This window comes from Pseudaquabacterium terrae (assembly GCF_013266755.1).
GTDB classification, from domain to species: Bacteria; Pseudomonadota; Gammaproteobacteria; order Burkholderiales; family Burkholderiaceae_C; genus Pseudaquabacterium; species Pseudaquabacterium terrae.
Window position 1 is genome coordinate 136,448 of the sequence record NZ_JABRWJ010000009.1, and the last position, 16,727, is coordinate 153,174.

Here is a 16,727-nt window from a genome sequence, read left to right on the forward strand (position 1 = left end):
GGTCTCCCATGCAGAACCACCTGAACGAAGTTGATTTCGGCACGCCGAAGCGCGTGTCCGAGCGCGAGGTCACGCTGGAGATCGACGGCACGCCCGTCACGGTGCCGGCGGGCACCTCGCTGATGCGCGCCGCCGTCGACGCCGGCATCAAGGTGCCCAAGCTCTGCGCCACCGACAGCCTGGAGCCCTTCGGCTCGTGCCGGCTGTGCCTGGTCGAGATCGAGGGCCGCCGCGGTTATCCGGCCTCGTGCACGACGCCGGCCGAGGCCGGCATGAAGGTGCGCACGCAGAGCGACAAGCTGCAGCAACTGCGCAAGGGCGTGATGGAGCTCTACATCTCCGACCACCCGCTCGATTGCCTGACCTGCGGCGCGAATGGCAATTGCGAGCTGCAGGACATGGCCGGCGTCACCGGCCTGCGCAACGTGCGCTATGGCTTCGATGGCGCGAACCATCTGGATGCGAAGAAGGACGAATCGAACCCGTACTTCACCTACGACCCGAGCAAGTGCATCGTCTGCAACCGCTGCGTGCGCGCCTGCGAGGAGACGCAGGGCACCTTCGCGCTGACGATCGAAGGCCGCGGCTTCGAGTCGCGTGTCTCGCCGGGCCAGGGTGAATCGTTCATGGACTCCGAGTGCGTTTCCTGCGGCGCCTGCGTCGAGGCCTGCCCGACCGCCACGCTGCAGGAGAAGTCGGTCATCTGGCTCGGCCAGGCCGAGCACAGCGTCATCACCACCTGCGCCTATTGCGGCGTCGGCTGCGGCTTCAAGGCCGAGATGAAGGGCACGCAAGTCGTGCGCATGGTGCCGTGGAAGGACGGCCAGGCCAACGAGGGCCATTCGTGCGTGAAGGGCCGTTTCGCGTGGGGTTACGCCACGCACCAGGACCGCATGCTCAAACCCATGATCCGCCGCAAGATCACCGATCCGTGGCAGGAAGTCAGCTGGGACGAAGCGATCAACCACGCGGCCAACGAATTCCGCCGCATCCAGCAGGAACACGGCCGGGAATCGATCGGCGGCATCACCTCCTCGCGTTGCACGAACGAAGAAACGTATCTCGTGCAGAAGCTCGTGCGCGCGGCCTTCGGCAACAACAACGTCGACACCTGCGCGCGTGTCTGCCATTCACCCACCGGCTATGGCCTGAAGCAGACGCTGGGCGAATCGGCGGGCACGCAGACTTTCGCCTCGGTCGACCACTCCGACGTGATCCTGGTGATCGGCGCGAATCCGACCGATGGCCATCCGGTGTTCGCCTCGCGGTTGAAGCGCCGGCTGCGCCAGGGCGCGCAGCTGATCGTCATCGACCCGCGCCGCATCGACCTCGTGCGCTCGCCGCACGTGCAGGCCGCGCACCACCTGCAGCTGAAGCCGGGCACCAACGTCGCGGTGATCACCGCCTTCGCGCACGTGATCGTCAGCGAGGGCCTGGTCGACGAGGCCTTCGTCGCCGAACGTTGCGAAGCGAAGTCGTTCAACGAATGGCGCAACTTCGTCACGCGCGCCGAGCATTCGCCCGAAGCCACCGAAGCCATCACCGGCGTGTCGGCGGCCGAGTTGCGCGCTGCCGCGCGGCTCTTTGCGCGCGGCATGAATGGCCGGCGCAACGCGGCCATCTACTACGGCCTCGGCGTCACCGAGCACAGCCAGGGCTCGACGATGGTGATGGGCATTGCGAACCTGGCGATGGCCACCGGTAACGTCGGCCGCGAAGGCGTCGGCGTCAACCCGCTGCGCGGACAGAACAACGTGCAGGGCTCCTGCGACATGGGATCGTTCCCGCACGAGCTGCCGGGCTATCGGCATGTCTCCGACAGCACGATCCGCGCCGAGTTCGAAGCCGCCTGGGGCGTGGCGCTCGACGCCGAGCCGGGGCTGCGCATCCCGAACATGTTCGACGCCGCGCTCGGCGGCAGCTTCAAGGGCCTGTACTGCCAGGGCGAGGACATCGCGCAGTCGGACCCCAATACGCAGCACGTCTCGGCCGCGCTGTCGGCGATGGAATGCATCGTCGTGCAGGACTTGTTCCTCAACGAGACCGCGAAGTTCGCGCACGTCTTCCTGCCCGGCTCGTCCTTCCTCGAGAAGGACGGCACCTTCACGAATGCCGAGCGCCGACTGTCGCGGGTGCGCAAGGTGATGCCGCCCAAGGCCGGGCTGGCCGACTGGGAAGTGACGCAGCAACTCGCCAACGCGCTCGGCTACCCGATGGCCTACCGCCATCCCGCCGAGATCATGGCCGAGATCGCCGCGCTGACGCCGAGCTTCCGCGGCATCGACTACGCCAAGCTCGACCGCCTCGGCAGCGTGCAGTGGCCGTGCAACGACGAAGCGCCCGAGGGCACGCCGACGATGCACGTCGAGCGCTTCGTGCGCGGCAAGGGGCGCTTCGTCATCACGCAGTACGTGGCCACCGACGAGAAGGTGACGCGGCGCTTCCCGCTGCTGCTGACGACCGGCCGCATCCTGTCGCAATACAACGTCGGCGCGCAGACGCGGCGCACCGACAACAACCGCTGGCATGCCGAGGACCGGCTCGAGATCCACCCGCACGATGCCGAGGAGCGCGGCATCCGCGAAGGCGACTGGGTCGGCATCTTCAGCCGCGCCGGCGAGACGGTGCTGCGCGCGCTGGTGACCGAGCGCATGCAGCCGGGCGTCGTCTACACCACCTTCCACTTCCCCGAGTCGGGCGCCAACGTGATCACCACCGACAACTCCGACTGGGCCACCAACTGCCCGGAGTACAAGGTCACTGCCGTGCAGGTGATGCCGGTGATGCAGCCGTCGACGTGGCAGCAGGCCTACCGCCAGAACGACCGCGAGCAGCAGGCGCTGCTCGAAGCCGGCCGCGCGGTCCTGGACCGATGAAACCGGCGGACGGCGTGATGTTCACGGGCGGCGCGGTGCAGTGTCCCGTCGCGGGACGGCGCGGCGGCCGAAGCTTCGAGGCGAGTGATTGGCTGGCCGAGGAAGTGCCGGTGGCGCTGGAATTCAACGGCGTCGCCCATGCGGTGATGCTGGCGACGCCGCTGGACCTGGAGGACTTCGCGCTCGGCTTCGGATTGAGCGAGGGCATCCTCGCGCACCGCGGCCAGCTCTACGGTGTCGAGCGACACGACGGCGCCGAGGGCATCACCTTGCGCCTGGAGATCGCCAGCGCCGCCTTCGTGCGCCTGAAAGACCGGCGCCGCACGCTGGCGGGCCGCACCGGCTGCGGCCTGTGCGGCACCGAGAGCCTGGCGCAAGTGGCGCGGCCGCTGCTGCCGCTGCCGGTCACGCAGGCACCGATGGCGTCCGCCGCGATCACGCGCGCGATGGGCGAGCTGCGCGCGCTGCAGGCTTTGCAGCAGGCCACCGGCGCGGTGCACGCAGCGGCCTGGTGTGGCGCCGATGGCGAGGTGCGGCTGCTGCGCGAGGACGTCGGCCGCCACAACGCGCTCGACAAGCTGGTCGGCGCGCTGGCCGTCTCGTCGGTGAACGCGGCGAGCGGCTTCGTCGCGGTCACCAGCCGCGCCAGTTTCGAGATGGTGCAGAAGACGGTCTGCGCCGGCGTGCCGCTGCTGGCTGCCGTGTCCGCGGCCACCGCGCTGGCGGTGCAGACGGCCAAACGCAGCGGGCTCACGCTGGTCGGCTTCGCGCGCGGCGACGACCACGTGGTCTACAGCCATCCGCAGCGCCTGTACAGCTGAAAGGAGCGGCCATGGAAATGGACAACCTGATTCGCATGGCCAACCAGATCGGCCACTTCTTCGACGCGATGCCCGACCGGCCCGAGGCGTTGGAGCAGCTGGCGCAGCACCTGCGCCGCTTCTGGGAGCGCCGCATGCGCGAGCGGCTGCTCGCGTTTGTCGATGACGAGGGCGGCGCCGGCTTGCATCCGATGGTGCTCGAGGCACTGGTGCTGCACCGGGGCTTGTTCGGCTAGCCACCGCCAGATTTTCGAACCTTGACCTTTGGTCAATGCTGGGCGAGCACACGGACCAGGTGCTGGCCGAGCTCGGCTACGACGCCGACCGGATCGCCACCTTCCATGCGGTGGGCGTGGTCTGAGGGAGGTGCGAGGCTGAGGGGTTGCACAAGGGTCATCCGCCTGTGGCGGTGAAGGGGGGCTGCGGATAATCGTGCCCACATGAGCGCCTTTGCAGACAGCTTTCGCACCGCGGTCGAGCTCGTCTGGCAGGCCGACCCGGTGTTGCTGCGCACCGTGGCGCTGTCCTTGACCGTGAGCGCCACGGCCTGCGCGCTCGCGGCAGGCCTGGGCCTGGCGGCCGGCGCGTGGCTGGCCATCACCACCCTGCCCGGCCGGCGTGTGCTGATCACGCTGCTCAACACCCTGCTCGCCCTGCCCTCGGTCGTGGTGGGGCTGCTGGTGTACCTGCTGCTGTCGCGCAGCGGCCCGCTGGGCGCCTGGGGCATCCTCTTCACGCCTTCGGCGATGGTGGTGGCCCAGACCATCCTGGTCGTCCCGGTGATTGCCGCGCTGTCTCGGCAACTGGTCGCGGACGCGCTGCGCGATGGCGGCGACCAGCTTCGCTCGATGGGGGCCACCGGCTTCGTCGCCGCCTTGCTGATGCTGCTGCACGAACGCTGGGCCGTCGCCACGATCCTTCTGGCGGCGTTCGGGCGGGCCATCTCCGAAGTGGGCGCGGTGATGATCGTCGGCGGAAACATCGATGGCGTCACCCGGGTCATCACCACCACCATCGCGCTCGAGACGAGCAAGGGCGACCTGCCGCTGGCCCTGGCGCTCGGGCTCGTGCTGTTGTGCATCGTCGGCGCCATCAACGTGCTGATCGGCGCTGCGCAGCGGATGCAGGGCAGCAGTCTCGCGGGGGTGCGATGACGATCCTGCTTGCACTCGACGACGTCGGCGTGCGCTATGGCGAGGTCCGCGCGCTGCAAGGCGCGGCCTTGCAGATCCATCGCGGCGACTTCGTTGCGCTGATCGGTGCCAACGGGTCCGGCAAGACAACCCTGCTGCAGGTGCTGCACGGCCTGGTGCCGCATTCCGGCATACGCACCGTCAGCCCGCTGGGCGCGGCCCAGACCATGGTGTTCCAGCGTCCGTTCATGCTGCGCATGTCCGTCTGGAACAACATGCGGCTGGCCCTGTGGCTGGCCGGGGTCCCGGCCGCGCAGAGGCCGGCCCGCGCCGAACAAGCCCTGGACCGGGCGGGGCTGCGGGGGGTGCGCGCACGGCCCGCACGCACGCTCTCCGGCGGCCAGCAGCAACGCCTGGCACTGGCTCGCGCGTGGGCTCTGAAGCCCGACGTGCTGTTCCTCGACGAGCCCACGGCCAACCTCGATCCTTCAGGCAAGAAGGAGGTCGAGGCGATGCTCGCAGGGTTCGCGGCCGATGGCATGACGCTGGTGATGAGCACCCACAATCTGGGGCAGGCCAAGCGCCTCGCCACCCGCGTGGTCTACCTCGATCGGGGCATCATCCGGGCCGATCTTCCGACGACACACTTCTTCCAGGACAGCCTGGACGACCGCACCGAACTGTTCTTGAAAGGCGACCTGAAATGGGAAGTGTGAGCAGGCTGGCGATCTCGCTGGCGCTGATGCTGGCGTCCGCATGGGCCACTGCGCAGGAGCGCAGCATCCTGATGGCGTCGACCACCAGCACCGAGCAGTCCGGCTTGTTCGCCCATCTGTTGCCGGCGTTCAAGAAGGCCACCCACATCGACGTGCGGGTGGTGGCTCAAGGCACCGGCCAGGCCCTGGACATGGGGCGGCGTGGCGACGCCGACGTGCTCTTCGTGCACGACCAGACCGCCGAAGAGAAATTCGTGGCCGATGGCTTCGGGCTGCCGCGCCGTGCGGTGATGTACAACGACTTCGTGCTGATCGGCCCGGCATCCGATCCGGCGGGCGTGAAAGGCCGGGACGTGGTCGCTGCGATGAACCGCCTTGCCAACTCGGCGTCGGCCTTTGTCTCGCGCGGCGACAAGAGCGGCACCCACGCCGCCGAGCTGCGCTACTGGAAGTCGGCCGGCATCGACGACCCGGCGATCAAGGGCCCTGCCCGTCCATTCGACTACCGTGCCTGCGGTTGCGGCATGGGGGCGGCGCTCAACATCGCTGCCAGCAGCAACGCCTACGTGCTGGCCGACCGCGGCACCTGGCTGTCGTTCAAGAACCGCGGTGAACTGGCGGTGCTGGTGGAGGGCGACACGCGGCTGTTCAACCAGTACGGCGTCATCGTGGTGAACCCGGCGAAGCATCCCCACACCAAGACCGCACTGGCGCAGGCGTTCGCCGACTGGGTGGTGTCGCCCGACGGCCAGGCCGTGATCGCCACGTACAAGATCGGCGGCGAACAGCTCTTCTTTCCCAACGCGAGGCCCTGAGGTCGTTCGATGATCGAACCCCATGACATCACCGGTCTGGTGCTGGCGGGTGGCCGCGGCAGCCGCATGGGCGGCGTCGACAAGGGGCTGCAGAAGCATGCCGGCGTGCCGCTGGCGATGCACGCGCTGATGCGGCTGGCACCGCAGGTCGGCGCGGTGATGATCAACGCCAACCGCAACCTGGGCGCCTACGAATCCTTCGGCGCGCCGGTCTGGCCCGACGCCGTGACCGACTATGCCGGTCCGCTGTCCGGCTTCCTCGCGGGCCTGGAGCATTGCGAGACCCCCTGGCTCGCCACGGTGCCCTGCGACTCCCCGCTGTTCCCGCTCGACCTGGTGCAGCGCCTGGCGGCGGCCGCGCATGAACACGACGCCGAGATCGCGATGGCGGCAACGCGAGAAGCCGGGGTGCTCCAGGTCCAGCCGGTGTTCTGCCTGCTGAAGATCGGCTTGCTCGAGAGCCTGGTCCGGTTCACGCAGGGCGGCCAGCGCAAGATCGACAAGTGGACGGCGCAGCACCGTTGCGTCGAGGTCGAATTCGAAGACGCGCACGCGTTCGCCAACGCGAACACGATGGACGAGCTGCAGCAGCTGCAGCCCCGCTGAGTCTCACTTCTTGGCCGTGCCCTGCAATTCGGCTGCCGTTTGTTTCGAGCTCGGCGGCGCTGTCGCGGTCTTGGGCGGTGAATGGGCGCCAGCGGCTTCCAGCGGTGGAGTCGCAGCGGGCGGCACGAACGCGCCCGGATCGGTGCAGGGGGGAGTGTCGACGGGCGCCATCACCGGCTTGCCGCCGGCCGACGCGGTCTTCTTGTAGTGCTCGACCGTGCGCTCCATCGAGCGGCAGAGCTGGTACGCGCCTACCTTGTTCGTCCACTCTGTCTTCGCCGCGGTTTCCGCAGCCTTGGCTTTGGCTTCGTCGCTGAGGGGCGGCAGCTTGGCAGCCGCGGGCGACGAGACGAGAAGGACGGCCACGCAGACGGCGATCAGTGAAGTCTTGGCAAGGCGCATGACAGTGTCCTCTCGATCGTGATTCAGACCTGCGCGGCTGGTTGCCCAGGGCGATCATCCGGCGCGGTGCGCCGTGCAGGAATGCGGCCGGCGCGGATGTCCTCGTACCAGAGCTCGTGGTGCTCCTTGGCCCAGCCCTCGTCGACATGGCCCGTCTTCATCGCCTTGAAGGCATCCTTCATGCCCAGCGTGCCCAGGTAGATGTGGCCGAGGAACATCGCCATCATCAGCGCCGTGGCGACACCGTGGACCATGTGGGCGATCTGCATGTCGCCGCGCTGGTAGGCCATGCCCGGGATCACCTTGTCGAGCACCAGCCCGGAGACGACCACGATGACGCCGAGGAAGAACACGCCGCCCCAGAAGATCAGCTTCTCGCCGGCGTTGAAGCGTCCCGAGGGCGGCTCCTTGCCGCCGAAGAGGCCTCCTCCCTTGCGCAGCCATTGCATGTCGGAGGCATTCGGGAAGTTGTCCTTCAGGAAGGTGAAGAACACGATCAGCAGGGACACCGCAAAGAGCGGACCCAACAGGTTGTGCGCGGTCTTCAGCGCATAGGTCAGCCATCCGAACAGCGTGGTGCCGGTCAATGGCAGCAGGATGAACTTGCCGAAGGCCATCACCAGGCCGGATATCGCGAGCACGCAGAAGGCGATCGCGTTGCTCCAGTGCGCCGCGCGCTCGAAATAGGTGAAGCGTTCGATCTGGCGTCCGGTGTCGGGCTCATGCCCGCCGAGCGGCCCGCGCGTGAAGAAGTAGAGCGCGATGGCCAGCACGGTGATGACGATCAGCGCGCCGCCATACGGAATGATCCACTCGTTGCGCACCTGTCGCCAGGCATCTCCGGCATTCGTGTAGCGCGACCCCGGGTACTGCACGAACGGCTGGACCAGCACGCCCTGCTCGGCACCGGGCAGGCTGGACGTGCCCTTGTTGACACCCGACTCCCGCACGGCGCGCCAGAACGGCGCGTTGTTGCCCGGCTGGCTCTTGGCGCGCTGGGCGTTGGTCTCGTCGGGTTTCGGTTCGGGGGGCGCCACGAAGCCGGCCGGCGGGCCGGCCAGGGCGGGCGTGGCTGCCGGCGCTGTTGCAGTCGAAGCCGAAGCTGAACCGGCGGCCTCGGGCACGGCCTGTCCGGACGCCATCGTGACAGCCAGCGCGGCCAGGAGCCCTGCCAGCACGCGGGGAATCAGGGGTCGCATCGCGGTCTCCGTGGGGGCTCGGGGCTTCTCAGCGCACGTAGTCGTTCTGCGCCTGGGCTCGCTTGCGGATCTGCTCTTCCCAGGCGGTCTTGTCGCCCACCTTCCACCCGGAAGCAAGGAACGCCGGGGTTGCGGCGTCAGACGCCGACCAGGGCTGCGCGTCAGGCTTCCTGGCCGTCTGATCCAGCTTCTGGGACCGTTCGCCGCAGCCCGCCAATGCCGCCGCCGCCAGCACGACGGCAGCGACACCGCAGGCCGCCCGCTGCGTCACTTCTTTTCCCCGGTGGTGGGCGTTGCCAGCGAGGTCTGCGTCGGCTTGCCGTAGGCGGTTCCCCAGCCCCAGACTTCGCTGCCCTTGCCGCGATTCAGCACACGGGTGCGGAAGATGTCGGCCACCACGTCACCGTCACCGCCGAGCAGCGCCTTGGTCGAGCACATTTCCGCGCAGGCGGGCAGCTTGCCTTCGGACAGGCGATTGCGGCCGTACTTGGCGTTTTCTGCGTCGCTGCCATTGGCCTCCGGGCCACCGGCGCAGAAGGTGCACTTGTCCATCTTGCCGCGCAGGCCGAATTCGCCATTGCTGGGGAATTGGGGCGCACCGAATGGGCAGGCATAGGAGCAATAGCCGCAGCCGATGCACACGTCCTTGTCGTGCAGCACCACCCCTTCGTCCGTGCGATAGAAGCAGTCGACCGGACAGACGGCCATGCACGGCGCATCGGAGCAGTGCATGCAGGCGACGGAGATGCTCTTCTCGCCGGCGGCGCCGTCATTGAGGGTGACCACGCGACGCCGGTTGACGCCCCAGGGCACGTTGTGTTCGGCCTTGCACGCCGTGACGCAGCCGTTGCACTCGATGCAACGATCGGCGTCGCAGATGAATTTCATTCTTGCCATGCCGTTCTCCTGGGGTCAGGCAGTTGCCTTCTGCACCTGGCAGACCGTGGTCTTGGTTTCCTGCATCATCGTCACGCTGTCGTAGCCGTAGGTCGTGGCCGTGTTGACGGCCTCGCCTCGAATGACCGGTGCCGCGCCATTCGGGTAATAGGGCAGCATGTCCGTGCCCTGCCAACGGCCCGAGAAGTGGAACGGCAGCCACACGGTCTCCCGGTCCACGCGCTCGGTCAGCAGCGCCTTCACCGTGAGCCTCGCACCGGTCGGTGTGGTGACCCAGACATTCTCGCCATTGCGAATGCCGCGATCGTTGGCGGTGGCCGGATTGATTTCGACGAACATTTCCTGCTGCAACTCGGCCAGCCAGGGGTTGGATCGTGTCTCCTCGCCGCCGCCTTCGAACTCGACCAGGCGCCCCGAGCTCATGATCAACGGGAAGGTCTTGCCGATGTCCTTGTTCTTTTCCTGAACGCTCTTGAACAGCGTCGGCAGGCGCCAGAACGCCTTCTTGTCGTCGTGCGTCGGGTACTTGGCGATCAGGTCGGGCCGGGTGGAATACAGCGCTTCCCGGTGCTGCGGGATCGGATCGGGGAAGTTCCACACGACAGCGCGCGCACGCGCGTTGCCGAACGGATGGCATCCATGGGCCAACGACACGCGCTGGATGCCCCCGGACAGGTCGGTCTTCCAGTTCTTGCCTTCGGCAGCGGCCTTTTCGGCTTCGCTCAGGTCGTTCCACCAACCCAGCTTCTTCAGCAGGATGTGGTCGAACTCCGGGTAGCCGGTGGTGATCTCTGCACCTTTGGAGCAGGACCCATCGGCGGCCAGCAGGTTCACGCCTTCGCGCTCCACGCCGAAGTTCGCGCGGAAATTGCCACCGCCCTCCATCACGTGCCTGGACGTGTCGTACAGGTTCGGCGAGCCGGGATGCTTGAGCTCGGGGTTGCCATAGCAGGGCCAGGGCAGGCCGAAGTAGTCGCCGTCGAGCTTGTAGCCGGTCTCCTTGTCGACGCCGCCCTTGGCCCTGAGCGTCTTCACGTCGAAGACATTCATGTTGCGCATGTGCGCCTTCAGCCGCTCCGGGCTCTGGCCGGTGTAGCCGATGGTCCACATGCCCTTGTTGATCTCGCGCAGCACGGACTCGGGCTCCGGCTCCATCATCCCGCCCTTGCCGGCCACCAGCTTGTGGCTCTTGGTGAACTCCTTGTCGAAGCCCAGCTTCTGCGCCAGCTGGTACATGATCATCTGGTCGGTGCGCGAGTCCCACAGCGGCTCGATCACCTTCTCGCGCCATTGCAGCGAGCGGTTCGACGCGGTGCAGGAGCCGCTGGTCTCGAACTGCGTGGCCGCCGGCAACAGATAGGTGGCGCGGTTCGGATTCAGCTCGCTGTCCTTGCCGGGCATGGCCGCCATCGCCGCGGTGGCCGACGGGTACGGGTCGATCACCACCAGCAGGTCCAGCTTGTCCATCGCCTTCTTCATCTCGAGACCGCGCGTCTGCGAGTTCGGCGCATGCCCCCAGAAGAACAGGCCGCGCAGGTTGCTGTCCTGATCGATCAGCTCGTTCTTCTCGAGCACCCCGTCGATCCAGCGCGAGACGGTCATGCCGGGCTTGGTCAGCATGCCCGGCGCGTACTGCTTCTTGATCCACTCGAAGTCGACGTCCCACACCTTGGCGAAGTGTTTCCAGGCGCCTTCGGCCAGCCCGTAGTAGCCGGGCAGCGAATCCGGATTCGGGCCCACATCGGTGGCGCCCTGCACGTTGTCGTGGCCGCGGAAGATGTTGGCGCCACCGCCCGAGACCCCGATGTTGCCCAGGGCGAGCTGCAGGATGCAGGAGGCGCGCACCACCGCATTGCCGGTGGTGTGCTGGGTCTGACCCATGCACCAGACGACGGTGCTGGGCCGGTTGTCGGCCAGCGTCTTGGCCGTCTTGTAGCAGGTGGCTTCATCGACGCCGCAGGCCTCGAACACCTTGTCCGGCGTCCACTTCGCCATGATGTCGTCGCGCACCTTGTCCATGCCATACACGCGGTCGGCGATGAACTTCTTGTCTTCCCAGCCGTTCTTGAAGATGTGATAGACCAGGCCGAAGAGGAAAGGAATGTCGCTGCCCGAGCGGATGCGCACGTAGTCGTCGGCCTTGGCTGCCGTGCGCGTGAAGCGCGGGTCGACCACGATCATCTTGCAGCCGGTTTCCTTGGCATGCAGCATGTGCAGCATCGACACCGGGTGCGCTTCGGCCGCGTTCGAGCCGATGTACATCGCGGCCTTCGAATTGCGCATGTCGTTGTACGAATTGGTCATCGCCCCGTAGCCCCAGGTGTTGGCAACACCCGCGACCGTGGTGGAGTGACAAATGCGCGCCTGGTGGTCGCAGTTGTTGCTGCCCCACAGGCTCACCCACTTGCGCAGCAGATAGGCCTGCTCGTTGCTGTGCTTGCTCGAGCCGACGATGAAGATCGAGTCGGGCCCGCTCTGCTTCTTCAGCTCGAGCATCTTGGCGCTGATCTCGTTGAGCGCCTGATCCCAGCTGATCTTCTCGTACTTGCCATTGACCAGCTTCATCGGCGTGCGCAGCCGGTATTCGCCGTGGCCGTGCTCACGCAGCGCCGCGCCTTTCGCGCAATGAGCTCCCAGGTTGATCGGCGAATCGAACACCGGCTCCTGGCGCACCCACACGCCGTTCTCGACGACCGCATCGACGGCACAACCGACGGAGCAGTGGCCGCACACGGTGCGCTTGATTTCCACCTTGCGTGCCTTGCCCGATGCCGGGGCATCGGCCGCCTGCGCCTTCTTCTGCACCAGCGCCAGTTGCGAGACCGCGATGCCGGTGCCGACACCCAGACCCGATCGGCGCAGGAAGGCACGCCGGTCCATCGTGGGAATCGCACGCGAGACGCCGCGCGCCAGGCTGGCGACGAGTCCGCTGTCCGAAGCGCCGGCGTGACCGCCGGAGTGGCCGGGTTTGCGCGTGAGCAGCATGACAGCTCCTCTTTAGCTGCGGGTGGTCTCGTAGTAGCGCAGCACGTGCGCCGACAAGCGATATCCCGCCGATGTGTCGAGCGCCTTGGGCACCGCCGCGGCAGCGGCAGCCACTTCGGGCGTGGCCTCAGGAAGCGCCGTCACCGCCAGGGCGGCAGCCCCTGCTGCGCCCGCGCCGGCCAGCAGGCCGCGGCGCTTCAACGGGTTCGCCGGTGGAGCCGGTGGAACCGGTGCAAGAGGCTTGGCGTCGGAACCGTGATGCTTGCTCATGGCTGATGCTCCAGCTGGGCGCAGCCCGGCCGGCGGGCCAGCGCATAGGGCCGAATGTGGCAGGTCCGGCCCTGGGCTTCATCAGGGTCTTTCCGTAGCCGGTCTAGACAAGTTGCCGCAGCGATGCCGCGGGGTGCTTGCTGCGGTGCGTCAAAGCAGATCGAAAGCCTGCGCTTCGACGGCCATGAAGTCGCGCGTGAATCCGGCCAGCGCGCGGTAGAAGTCCGCTGCCGGCTGTTGCTCGATGGTTTCGCACAGCCGCTCGCACCAGCTGCGCAGGTGGGCATTGAAGAACCGCTGCTGTGTCGCGAGGTTGCTGACGCTCACGTCCTCGCCGGTGATGAGGTAGCTCATCACCTCGCACAGCGCCGCGATGTGGTCTTCGGTTTCGAGCACCGCCACCGGACGCTCCAGGCCCAGTGCGTCCAGGTCATCGCGCAGCGCGACCAGCGGTTTCTCGTTCAACGCACCGGCCAGGAACCACGAGGCGTTCAGGGCGACCTCCGGCTTGCCGACCCCGCCGAACAGCGTGACGAACTCGTCCGCCACATGGCCCACGGGCACGCGCCTCGCCGCAGCGACCAACGCGGACCAACTGCTTTCCAGGAAGCCACCGGCGCTGGGCGCTTCAGTGGCCGCCATGCGCAGCCGGTCGTACAGCTCGGGCGTCGGCGCGGCGTGGTAGAGCTGGGCCAGCAGCCCGTAGACCTCGGCACGCGCCCGCTCCTCGGCATCGTCCGGCAGGCCGAGGTGCACCGGGGACACGGCCGCATCAGACATCGGTGATCCTCACTTCGCTGCTGCTGGAATGGATGTCGATGACTCGACAGTCTCCACACATGCGCAAGCGGTCGGCGGCCGCGCCCTGGAACATCGGGTGCATCCCGAGTTTCGTGACCATCAATTCGATGGCTTGCAGCGTCCCGAACGGTTTGCTGCAACGAATGCATCGGTAGGGCTGCCCTTCGTTGAGCACGCGCGACTCCTTGCGCGTCCGGCCCTCGTCGGCGAGAAGCAGCCGCGGTTGCAAGGTGATCGCCTGCTCCGGGCAGGTGCTCGCGCAGAGACCACATTGCACGCAGTTCTTCTCGATGAAGCGCAACTGCAGCTTGGCCGGATTGTCAGCCAGCGCCGCCGACGGGCAGGCGCCCACGCAGCTGAGGCACATCGTGCACTTCTGCGTGTCGATGAGGAGGCTGCCGAATGGGCTGGCCTGGCGCGGCAGCGCAATGGCATCGACGGCGGCCGCCGACTCCACCCGCAGATGTTCCACCGCGAATTCCAGGGCCGTGCGCTTGTCGGCGGGCACCGCGAACTTCGCCGGCCGCAGTGTGATCCCCGGCGAGGCGATGCGCAGCGCGGCGTCGAGCGAAGGCACATCGCGCGCATCGAGCAGGCCGAAGTGCTGGCCCGGGAATCCGAGTCCGTTCACGATGGCCTGCGCAACGGCCATTTGCGCCGCCACCGCACGCCGGTAGTCGGGCGCTTCCTCGCCGGTCATCAGCACCAGGACCTGGGAGGCACCGTACGCGATCGCCGACAGCCACAGTTCCATGCCCACCGATGCGGTGTGCCAGACATCCAGCGGCAGGCAGCGCGCCGGCACCCCGTGCACGGCCGCATCAACCTGAGCCGACCGGCCGAGTTCCCCGATCAAGCTGGCGCCGCCACCCTGGCTATGGACCAGCAACGCGGCATCCTTGCCGCCCGCGCGCTGGTAGGTCGTCAGCAGGGTCTTGATGCGTCGGCCCTGATGGTCGATGCGTGGCGCTGCGTAGCTGATGGCGCCGCTTGGGCAGACCGTCGTGCATGCGCCGCAACCGACACACAGATGAGGCTCGACGATGATGCCGGGCAAGGCCAGGCCACCGGCCTTTCCCTTGGCGGATGCGTCGCTGCGGATGGCGCGCGCCGAGCAGACGTCGATGCAGGCCGTGCAGCCGATCTTCTCGTTGCGGCTGTGGGCGCAGATCCTCTGTTGATACTGGAAGAACCTGGGCTTCTCGAACGCTCCGGTGCTGTCGCGCAGCTCGAGCACCGCGCCGATCAGGGCCTGGTCGTCCGCGGCGTGAAAGTAGCCCTGCGGTGGCTGATGCAGGCTGATCAGCGGCGCGGGGTTCAGATCCAGCACGAGGTCGAAGCGTTCGCTGACCGCTTGGGCGTCGCGCTGGAAGTCGATGGCGCCTGCCGCATCGCACACCTTCACGCAGTCGCGGTGACTGCTGCATTTGGCCAGGTCGATCTGGTAGCTGAAGTCGATCGCCTGCTCGGGACAGGCGCGGATGCAGGCATTGCATCGGGTGCACAGATCGAGGTCGATCGGGTTGCTCGTTTCCCAGCTCACCTCGAAGGCACCCAACCATCCGCTGATGCCGGTGACCCGGCCTGCATGCACCGGCACGGTCCGCGCCTGCGGCAAGGTGCCGGGGCCCTGGAGCAACAGGCTGACCTGCAACGTGTCCGCCAGCATGGCGGCCGCGCGCACCGCGCGATCCGTGGGGCCGATCACCAGCACGCGCCCGTTCGAGGTGTATTCCACCGTCGGTACGGGATCGGCGTCCGGCAGCTGCGCCAGCGCGATCAGCGCCGCGATCTTCGGCGTGGCCAGCGCGGCATCCTTCGACCAGCCCCCCGTCTCGCGGATGTTCACGAACCGGATGGGACGCTCGGCCAACCCGGGCGCACCCACCGTCTGCTCGTTCAGCTCGAGGAAGAGGCGGCTCTCCTGCGTGCACGCGACCAGCAGGTCATCACCGCGCTTGGCCGCGCGCTGGAAAGCCGGCGCCTCCCGCCTGCACAGCGTGCAATGAACCGTTTCGAGGCCAGCCCCGGCGTCAGGCCCCAGTGCCTTGACCAGGCTCGGGCCGTCCAAGGGCATGGTCTTGTTGCAGTTGCAGATCAGCGTGGTCATCGTGCGTGGCTTCAGGATCGGGTGACGCGGCGTCGGCAAGTTCAAGCGCGGGGCGTTCAGCGGCCACGTCGACTGCGGCGGGGGTTTCCTCCTCGAGATCGAACAAGCGAAGCGCCTTCGACTGGGTCATCTGCCGAAGCATCGCCATCGGAATCGGATCGGGCTTGTTGTAGTCGTCGATGTAGGTGTCGAGGCCGTCCATCACATTGAAGTGCGGATCGCTGAACAGCTTCTTCATGGCGGCCTGCTTGACGCCCTCGTCGATGCCGGGCGCGACGAAGCGTGAAAAGTCCGAGTCGCGCGTCAGTTGCGCCACATCGGCGTGCGTCGGAAGCGGTTCGGCCACTGGCGGCCGAGCCTGCACGTCCGGCTCGGCCCGGGCCGCAACGGCCAACGGTGTTGCAGCAGGATCCGGCGGAAGCGGGACGACGGCCTCGACATCGGTGGCGGCCGGCTCGGCCGGATGCCCTCGCCTGGCCTGCACCTTGCGCCGTGACCAGCGCGCGAGGAAAGGGGTGTCGTCGGCCATCACTGCCGATCCCCCGGGGCCAGAAAGGACTGGGGCCGCCGCCGCTGCTTCGGCTCCGGCCGATAGTGTTCTTCAGTGAAGCCTTGAAGCCAGGCCACGATGTCCGCCGGCAGCGGCACGTTGTCGACACGCTCCTGCGCATCCAGCCAGCGCCCTGCCTCGGTGTACGAGACGCTCACCGTTTCCGGCCAGGCCACCGAGGGGTCTTCGTCGTCGGACCGCCAGACGACAAACCAGACCGGCGCACCGGAGGCCAGGTTCAGGTGGTAGCCCTCGGCTTCATCACGGAACAGTTCGACCGTGAAGCCCGGATACAGCTTGCGCTGGAATGTGCCGTCGTCGCGCAGCACGCGGGGCGCCGAGCCGAACGCCGGCTCGGCCGGGACGACGTCGATCAGCTTGAAGCGCCAGGCTTCCCACTGATTCGGGCGCGCCTGCCTTTCCATCACCACGGCAACCTGCACAGAGGGCCGCGCGATCGTCGGGAGGCGCATGTCGGAGGACATCGCCAAAGTCTAGTGGAGTTCCGCCGCAAGTCCTATCGGCAGCGAGCCTCATGGAGACTCG

Annotated in this window: 17 protein-coding genes; 7 read left to right on the forward strand and 10 right to left on the reverse strand. The window is 67.4% G+C overall.

Annotated features, from left to right (window positions below; translation table 11 throughout):
* Positions 1-8: 8 nt before the first annotated feature.
* The 7 genes from fdhF to mobA all read left to right on the forward strand — a co-directional run bounded on the left by fdhF (position 9) and on the right by mobA (position 6,967).
* Positions 9-2,876 (forward strand): formate dehydrogenase subunit alpha, encoded by a 2,868-nt coding sequence (fdhF, locus tag HLB44_RS27340; RefSeq protein ID WP_173130418.1) that lies wholly within the window; start codon positions 9-11, stop codon positions 2,874-2,876.
* Complete coding sequence (fdhD, locus tag HLB44_RS27345) at positions 2,873-3,697, forward strand: formate dehydrogenase accessory sulfurtransferase FdhD (RefSeq protein WP_173130421.1); 825 nt, start codon at positions 2,873-2,875, stop codon at positions 3,695-3,697. The genes fdhF and fdhD overlap by 4 nt, the downstream gene beginning before the upstream one ends.
* Positions 3,698-3,714: 17 nt before the next feature.
* Positions 3,715-3,933 (forward strand): formate dehydrogenase subunit delta, encoded by a 219-nt coding sequence (locus HLB44_RS27350; RefSeq protein WP_425500864.1) that lies wholly within the window; start codon positions 3,715-3,717, stop codon positions 3,931-3,933.
* 204 nt (positions 3,934-4,137) lie between these two features.
* Positions 4,138-4,851 carry an ABC transporter permease gene (locus HLB44_RS27355; protein ID WP_173130427.1) on the forward strand — a complete coding sequence of 238 codons (714 nt, stop codon included), beginning with the start codon at positions 4,138-4,140 and terminating at the stop codon, positions 4,849-4,851.
* The gene (locus HLB44_RS27360; RefSeq protein WP_173130430.1) at positions 4,848-5,546 is read left to right on the forward strand and encodes an ATP-binding cassette domain-containing protein; all 699 of its coding nucleotides are present in this window, start codon (positions 4,848-4,850) and stop codon (positions 5,544-5,546) included. Before HLB44_RS27355 ends, HLB44_RS27360 begins: the two co-directional genes overlap by 4 nt.
* Complete coding sequence (locus HLB44_RS27365) at positions 5,534-6,361, forward strand: ABC transporter substrate-binding protein (protein ID WP_173130450.1); 828 nt, start codon at positions 5,534-5,536, stop codon at positions 6,359-6,361. The genes HLB44_RS27360 and HLB44_RS27365 overlap by 13 nt, the downstream gene beginning before the upstream one ends.
* A 9-nt stretch (positions 6,362-6,370) precedes the next feature.
* On the forward strand, positions 6,371-6,967 hold the full coding sequence (gene mobA / locus HLB44_RS27370) for a molybdenum cofactor guanylyltransferase MobA (RefSeq protein ID WP_173130452.1): 597 nt from the start codon (positions 6,371-6,373) through the stop codon (positions 6,965-6,967).
* Between the two features lie 3 nt (positions 6,968-6,970).
* Here mobA and HLB44_RS27375 read toward each other — a convergent pair whose 3' ends face one another.
* The 10 genes from HLB44_RS27375 to HLB44_RS27420 all read right to left on the reverse strand — a co-directional run bounded on the left by HLB44_RS27375 (position 6,971) and on the right by HLB44_RS27420 (position 16,666).
* Positions 6,971-7,369: a hypothetical protein gene (locus HLB44_RS27375; protein WP_173130454.1), complete on the reverse strand. Its 399-nt coding sequence runs from the start codon at positions 7,367-7,369 to the stop codon at positions 6,971-6,973.
* A 23-nt stretch (positions 7,370-7,392) separates the two neighbouring features.
* Positions 7,393-8,568, reverse strand: coding sequence for a formate dehydrogenase subunit gamma (locus tag HLB44_RS27380; protein ID WP_173130456.1), 1,176 nt, complete (start codon positions 8,566-8,568; stop codon positions 7,393-7,395).
* A gap of 28 nt (positions 8,569-8,596) precedes the next feature.
* Positions 8,597-8,839, reverse strand: coding sequence for a hypothetical protein (locus HLB44_RS27385; protein ID WP_173130459.1), 243 nt, complete (start codon positions 8,837-8,839; stop codon positions 8,597-8,599).
* A complete protein-coding gene (gene fdh3B / locus HLB44_RS27390; RefSeq protein ID WP_173130461.1) occupies positions 8,836-9,465 on the reverse strand; it encodes a formate dehydrogenase FDH3 subunit beta in 630 nt (209 codons plus the stop codon). Before fdh3B ends, HLB44_RS27385 begins: the two co-directional genes overlap by 4 nt.
* Before the next feature lie 15 nt (positions 9,466-9,480).
* Positions 9,481-12,450 carry a formate dehydrogenase subunit alpha gene (locus HLB44_RS27395; protein ID WP_173130462.1) on the reverse strand — a complete coding sequence of 990 codons (2,970 nt, stop codon included), beginning with the start codon at positions 12,448-12,450 and terminating at the stop codon, positions 9,481-9,483.
* 12 nt (positions 12,451-12,462) lie between these two features.
* Entirely contained in the window at positions 12,463-12,720 is a 258-nt protein-coding gene (locus HLB44_RS27400) for a formate dehydrogenase (protein WP_246312498.1), read from the reverse strand.
* Positions 12,721-12,870: 150 nt separating this feature from the next.
* Positions 12,871-13,500 (reverse strand): TorD/DmsD family molecular chaperone, encoded by a 630-nt coding sequence (locus HLB44_RS27405; RefSeq protein ID WP_173130465.1) that lies wholly within the window; start codon positions 13,498-13,500, stop codon positions 12,871-12,873.
* Positions 13,493-15,598 (reverse strand): 4Fe-4S dicluster domain-containing protein, encoded by a 2,106-nt coding sequence (locus HLB44_RS27410; RefSeq protein ID WP_173131119.1) that lies wholly within the window; start codon positions 15,596-15,598, stop codon positions 13,493-13,495. Before HLB44_RS27410 ends, HLB44_RS27405 begins: the two co-directional genes overlap by 8 nt.
* Positions 15,555-16,160, reverse strand: a complete 606-nt coding sequence (locus tag HLB44_RS27415; protein WP_173130468.1) for a DUF3306 domain-containing protein — start codon at positions 16,158-16,160, stop codon at positions 15,555-15,557. The genes HLB44_RS27410 and HLB44_RS27415 overlap by 44 nt, the downstream gene beginning before the upstream one ends.
* Positions 16,160-16,666, reverse strand: a complete 507-nt coding sequence (locus HLB44_RS27420; RefSeq protein ID WP_173130470.1) for a DUF3305 domain-containing protein — start codon at positions 16,664-16,666, stop codon at positions 16,160-16,162. Before HLB44_RS27420 ends, HLB44_RS27415 begins: the two co-directional genes overlap by 1 nt.
* Between the last annotated feature and the right edge of the window lie 61 nt (positions 16,667-16,727).